The organism is Bacteroidia bacterium, assembly GCA_025056095.1.
Taxonomy (GTDB): domain Bacteria; phylum Bacteroidota; class Bacteroidia; order JANWVE01; family JANWVE01; genus JANWVE01.
The window spans coordinates 1-5,844 of record JANWVW010000175.1; the positions used below are offsets into that span (position 1 = coordinate 1).

The 5,844-nt window shown below is 38.0% G+C and carries 5 protein-coding genes; 1 reads left to right on the plus strand and 4 read right to left on the minus strand.

Annotated elements, in window-relative coordinates; all coding sequences use genetic code 11:
• Positions 1–180: 180 nt before the first annotated feature.
• Together lon and NZ519_11075 are read right to left on the minus strand one after the other, a co-directional pair.
• Entirely contained in the window at positions 181–2,595 is a 2,415-nt protein-coding gene (gene lon, locus NZ519_11070; protein MCS7029292.1) for an endopeptidase La, read from the minus strand.
• 139 nt (positions 2,596–2,734) lie between these two features.
• Complete coding sequence (locus tag NZ519_11075; protein MCS7029293.1) at positions 2,735–3,859, minus strand: NADH-quinone oxidoreductase subunit D; 1,125 nt, start codon at positions 3,857–3,859, stop codon at positions 2,735–2,737.
• Between the two features lie 328 nt (positions 3,860–4,187).
• Here NZ519_11075 and NZ519_11080 point away from each other — a divergent pair, with 328 nt between their 5' ends.
• Positions 4,188–4,682 carry a glutathione peroxidase gene (locus NZ519_11080; GenBank protein MCS7029294.1) on the plus strand — a complete coding sequence of 165 codons (495 nt, stop codon included), beginning with the start codon at positions 4,188–4,190 and terminating at the stop codon, positions 4,680–4,682.
• Positions 4,683–4,695: 13 nt separating this feature from the next.
• Here NZ519_11080 and NZ519_11085 read toward each other — a convergent pair whose 3' ends face one another.
• The gene (locus NZ519_11085) at positions 4,696–5,457 is read right to left on the minus strand and encodes an MBL fold metallo-hydrolase (protein MCS7029295.1); all 762 of its coding nucleotides are present in this window, start codon (positions 5,455–5,457) and stop codon (positions 4,696–4,698) included.
• Positions 5,454–5,699, minus strand: coding sequence for a hypothetical protein (locus tag NZ519_11090; protein ID MCS7029296.1), 246 nt, complete (start codon positions 5,697–5,699; stop codon positions 5,454–5,456). The genes NZ519_11085 and NZ519_11090 overlap by 4 nt, the downstream gene beginning before the upstream one ends.
• Positions 5,700–5,844 lie beyond the last annotated feature (145 nt).

Sequence of the window (5,844 nt, forward strand, 5' to 3'; positions counted from 1 at the left end):
AGCGTAGCCCGAAGCACGCCGACCTTGCCCACACAAGCGCAAGCGAAGTGTGGGCAAGGGCACGCCCAAAAAATAAAATTCAACTTTTATATCAAAAACAATATATCCCTTTTTACACGGTTGAGCCACTGCTAGCTTAGTTTGAAATGCACTCGTTTTTATGCTTAACTTTACACAATCTCAACGGAATAGATGCTCCACTACCTCAAAAGCATGCTTAACTTGGATAATGTTCATTCCTTCCAAAATTTCAGAATTAAGTTCTTTTAGCATGTCATGATTATCCATAGGTATAACGACATTGTAAATACGATTGCGTTTAGCTGCCAAAATTTTTTCAGTCAATCCGCCGATAGGCAGCACTTGCCCCGTCAGGGTAATTTCACCTGTAAGGGCAACATCATTACGCACAGGTTTTTGCGTAAAAACAGAGTAAAGGACAGTAAATAGCCCAATTCCTGCTGAGGGTCCATCTTTTGGAATAGCACCTTCAGGTAGATGAATGTGGACTTCTTTATTTTTGAAAGTTTCCGTAGAAATATTCCAGCGCTGCGCATGAGCTTTGAGAAAAGTATAAGCTGCTTGGGCAGATTCTTTCATCACATTTCCGATTTGCCCTGTAAGATGAATTTTGCTCTCTCCCTCACATACAGTGCACTCAATAGGCAGTAGTTTGCCACCTGTACTTGTCCAAGCTAACCCGTAAGCAACGCCAATTTTATCTTCGTTCCACTTTGGAACTTCTTTGGCGCGTAAAGCCCCAAGGTATTGCTCTATATCACTTTCTTTGATTTGAATTGGCAAAATATTCTCCTGTTTTTCTTTGGCTTCTATATGCTTACGCACAATTTTTCGGATAATGCTAGCAATTTTTTGCTCTAAGTTCCTTACCCCTGCTTCCGCAGTGTACTCATTGATAATTTTGAGAATAGCCTTTTCCTCGAAAGTAACATCTTGCACACCAAGCCCGTTTTCTTTGCACTGTTTAGGTATCAAAAATTGAGTAGCAATGTGAAGTTTTTCATTTTCTGTATAACCTTCTAAATGAATGATTTCCATTCTATCTCGTAAGGCTATGGGAATATCTGTTTCTACATTTGCAGTAGCGATAAAAAATACACGAGAAAGGTCATAGTCTACTTCTACGAAATGGTCGTTAAAGCTATGATTTTGTTCGGGATCAAGAACTTCTAATAAAGCTGCGGCAGGGTCGCCTTTGTAGTCTTTTCCTAGTTTATCTATTTCATCTAACACAATTAACGGATTGATAACGCCTGCACGCTTCATAGCGTTGATGATTCGCCCAGGCATAGAACCGATATAAGTGCGCCTATGTCCGCGTATTTCGGCTTCATCTGCTATTCCTCCTAATGCAATACGGACATATTTCTTATTTAATGCTTCCGCTATGGACTTACCTAAAGAGGTTTTTCCAACGCCCGGTGGACCTACTAAGCAAAGTATTTGCCCTTTGGGATTACCTGAATTGTTTAATACAGCAATGTACTCTAATATTCTTTCTTTTACTTTTTCTAGCCCATAGTGATGCGCATTCAATACCTGCTGCGCATGAAGTAGTCCTAAATTATCTTGACTAGCTTTTGACCAAGGCAAGCTGGTCAGTAATTCAATGTAATTGACAATTACTCCATATTCAGGGGACATAGGGGGAATACGTTTGAGTTTTTCGAGCTCATCGTTACATTTTTGAACTACCTTTTCAGGCATCCCTGCTTTTTCAACCAAACTACGCAGTTTAGCAATTTCAGGATTAACTCCCTCTTCTTCAAACTCTTCTTGTAATACTCGCAGCTGCTCCTGTACGTAGTATTTTCTTTGGTTTCTTTCTACTCCCTTTTCTAATTTTTGTTGAATTTCCTTTTTTATTAAAGCTACCTCAATTTCATTTTGTAAAAACTCAATTAAAAAGTTATATTGTTCGTTCAAGGTCTGCTTTTTGAGCAGTTCATATTTCATTTCCCAAGAGAGCGGAAGAATATTCGCAAGTTGGTAGAGAATTAGCTCATTTTCATAAACGGGCTTGAATTCAGGCTGGGCTACTTTGTAATCTAACTGTGTTGAAGGGTCTTGAATAGACACATACCGCTCAAATAACTCCTTCAAGGTTTTGAGATAGGCTTTATCTTGCTGTACTGTTAGATCTTTTGTAACAGGTAAAACTTCATACCTTGTGGTAATTACTTGCTCTTCGGTATTATAGTCAAAATCAGTGGCTAAAACTCGCTCTAAGCCTTTTACTACTACTTTGTATAGTCCACTGGGTAAAGTGGTAAAATGTTCTATTCTTGCAGTTACACCTATTTTTTGGTCAAAAATTAGCTCTACAATGTTTTCTATCGGGTTTTGTTTTTCCTCTTTTTTGAAGTCAGGAATAAGTACTAATCTAAACTGGTTGCCAAGCTCATTGACCAAATTGACAGCACTGGCAGAAAAGGTTCTACCTACTAATAGAGGATAAACCGTACCTGGTAAAATTACTGTATCTAAAGTAGGTATTACGTAGCCTATTTTGAGTTTACGTTTAGTGCTACTAGATTGTTTTTGAGATTTTTTAGGAGTGGCTTTTCTAGACATAATTCTGTTATGGTTGCAAAAGTAACGTTTTTAGAAAAAAATAGGGTAGCCAATTTCCTGCTAACAAAATAAAAACTAAGCTTAAAAATGGCTACTGTGTTGTATTCCTGCTTTTAGTCTTGTGCAAGTAGGTATCGAATTATCTATCTACTTCACCTAGTACTATATCAATAGAACCGATGATAGCAATTAAGTCGGCTATCATGGCACCGCGAGAAATTTCAGGGACTACAGACAGATTGACAAAGCAAGGGCTTTTAGCTTTGCATCGGAAAGGTACATCTTTTTTGCCATCGGCAATGAAGTAATATCCCAATTCTCCACGAGGATTTTCTGCTCTTACATAATATTCTCCTGCTTTTGGGACTAATTTTTTGGGAATAGCTTCATGTGGGTCAAAATCAGGGGTACGTTTCAAGTCTTTCATTAGGCGCTCTAAACATTGCTCAATAATGCGGACGGATTCGTACATTTCTTGCACACGTACATAGTATCTATCCCAGCAATCGCCCACTTTACCCATTAAACCTTTGCCCACAGGAATGTCAAATTCTAATTCAGGATATACAGAATAGCCATCTACACGGCGCAAGTCCCATTTTAATCCTGAACCTCTAAGCACTGGACCTGAACACCCATAGTTAATGGCTACTTCTAATGGTAATACTCCAACGTTTGCGGTGCGCTCTACAAATATCTTGTTGTAGGATAGTAGATTGTTGAATTCGTCTAGCTTGGGTTTGAAGTAGTCAATAAATTCCTTGCATCTTTCTTCAAAACCTACGGGGAGATCATGAAAAAGTCCGCCTATCCAAATGTAATTGTACAATAACCTTGCCCCTGAAGCCCACTCTAATAGATTGAGAATGTGCTCCCTATCTCTCATTAGCCACAAAAACGGCGTGAAAGCACCAATATCAATCCCATAAGTACCCAAAGCGATGATATGTGAAGCAATACGATTGAGTTCAGCTACTAGTACTCGAATATATTCAATTCGCTTAGGAATTTCCTTCTCTATTCCAAGCATGCGTTCTACGCCCATTGCAAAGCAAAAATTGTTGTTCATAGAGGACAAGTAGTCCATTCTATCGGTATAAGGAATAATTTGGGCGTATGTTAAGCTTTCAGCGTGTTTTTCAAAGCATCTATGCAAATACCCTAAATGCGGAATAACATCCACTACAATCTCACCATCAGTAATCAATTCTAAACGAAGTACCCCATGCGTAGAAGGGTGCTGGGGACCCATGTTTAGAATCATCTCATCTGTGTTCAAATCCTTCAATTGAGTTCTATTAGCAGAAGACTTTGCTAAGTACTCCTCGTATACTGTTTTATCCTTTTTTTCTATGATAACTGCCATTTTTCAACTTGTTTTGCTTTGCGAAAATACACAAAAGTATTCTATATGTCCAAATTCCTACCGTTAAAATTAACTAAATTTACATATTTGCAACTTTCTGAAGAAATGATTTGTTTTTTACAGTATGTTAAAGCACTACCTAACCATATTATTGCTATTACTAGCAAGCATAGGTATTTTATTTATTTCATTTGCTAAACCTCAACTAAACTTTTTCAAAAAAAATATGACAAAGTCTATTTATGATTACAAGGTCAAGACTATTGACCACAAAGAAATTAGCCTTTCCGAGTACAAAGGCAAGGTATTACTTATTGTCAATGTAGCTAGCCAATGCGGCTTGACCCCACAATATAAAGAGCTGCAAGCCCTATACGAAAAATACCACAGCAAGGGCTTTGAAGTGTTAGGTTTTCCTGCAAATAACTTTGCACAGCAAGAACCAGGCACAGAGGAAGAAATTAAAGCCTTTTGTACTAAAAACTATGGCGTTACCTTTCCTATGTTTGAAAAGGTATCTGTAAAGGGCAAAGATATGTGCGAGCTATATCAATTTTTGACCAAAAAAGAGCTCAATGGCGTCATGGATGCCGAAGTTAGCTGGAATTTTGAGAAATTTTTAATTGACAGAAACGGAAAGCTCGTAGCTAATTTTGAACCTACTACTAAACCTATGAGCGATAGAATAGTCCAAAAAATAGAGGAACTGTTAGCTAAATAAGTTAAATAAGTCTTTACACAGTAATAGCCAAGCCGTCATAAGCTAAAAATACATTCGGTGGTAATTCCTTTGAAACTACCTCGTACAAGCCCAATTGATGACTTATGTGCGTCAAGTAGGCTTTACGAGGCTTTATTTCTTCTATGACCGACAAAGCTTCAGATAAAGTGAAATGGGAAATATGCTTTTCTTTTCGGAGTGCGTTAAGAACAAGTACATCAGAACCAAGAATGCGAGCTTTCATTTCGTCGCTAATAAAACTAGCATCTGTGATATAGGTAAAGTTTTCTATTCGATAGCCTAAAATGGGAAGTTTATAATGAATAACTTCAATAGGTATAATTTTTACACCTTGCACCAAAAAAGGTTCTAAATCTACCACATGTAAGTTAAGCTGTGGGATGCCGGGATATTTAGGTTCTCTGAAAATATATGAAAATTCTTCGCGTATTTGAGTTGCCGTTTGTTCGTTGCAATATGCGTCAATTGCGCCGTTTTGAAGGGCATTGTATGCGCGAATATCGTCTAAACCGCTGACATGATCTTTGTGTGCATGCGTAAAAAGTATAGCATCTATGCGAGGCACTTTGGCACGAAGCATTTGCTGTCTAAAATCCGAACTTGTATCTATCACAAAGTGCTTTCCGTGTACTTCTATCCAAATTGAGCACCGTAAGCGTTGGTCGTATGGACTTTCAGAGGTACAAACAGGACATGTACAACCTATAGTTGGTACGCCTTGTGAAGTACCTGTACCTAAAAAAGTTACTTTCATATACTGATTTTATCTTCTTGTAGTGCGTTTTGTACGGCAATATCTGCTTTAATTTGTTCAATAATGTTATGCAATACTGCAATTTTTCCTTCTAATGAAAAAAATTTATTTACCACTACTACTTTGGTTTGTTTTACTACGCAGTATCCTCCGTTGAAGTTACCTTTTTCGTACCGCACTGTGTAGCCCAAAGCCTCAACTTCGTTTTCTAAATTCTGCAACTGCTTCTTGGTAGCTCGCATAAAGCAAAAATACATATTTCAAGCAAACCTTGTAATGTATGGCATAAACGAATTTTGTTAAAAAATAATTTTATTTTTTTGGGCGTGCCCCTTGCTGACGCAAGGGTCGGGGCATTCCGCACTACGCTTCGCTTCGGTGCTTCGC

What these genes read in the sequence shown, in the direction of transcription:
- lon (MCS7029292.1), bottom strand. Translation starts at nt 2,595, where the DNA reads ATGTCTAGAAAAGCCACTCCTAAAAAATCTCAAAAACAATCTAGTAGC.
- NZ519_11075 (MCS7029293.1), bottom strand. Translation starts at nt 3,859, where the DNA reads ATGATTCTAAACATGGGTCCCCAGCACCCTTCTACGCATGGGGTACTT.
- NZ519_11080 (MCS7029294.1), top strand. Translation starts at nt 4,188, where the DNA reads ATGACAAAGTCTATTTATGATTACAAGGTCAAGACTATTGACCACAAA.
- NZ519_11085 (MCS7029295.1), bottom strand. Translation starts at nt 5,457, where the DNA reads ATGAAAGTAACTTTTTTAGGTACAGGTACTTCACAAGGCGTACCAACT.
- NZ519_11090 (MCS7029296.1), bottom strand. Translation starts at nt 5,699, where the DNA reads ATGCGAGCTACCAAGAAGCAGTTGCAGAATTTAGAAAACGAAGTTGAG.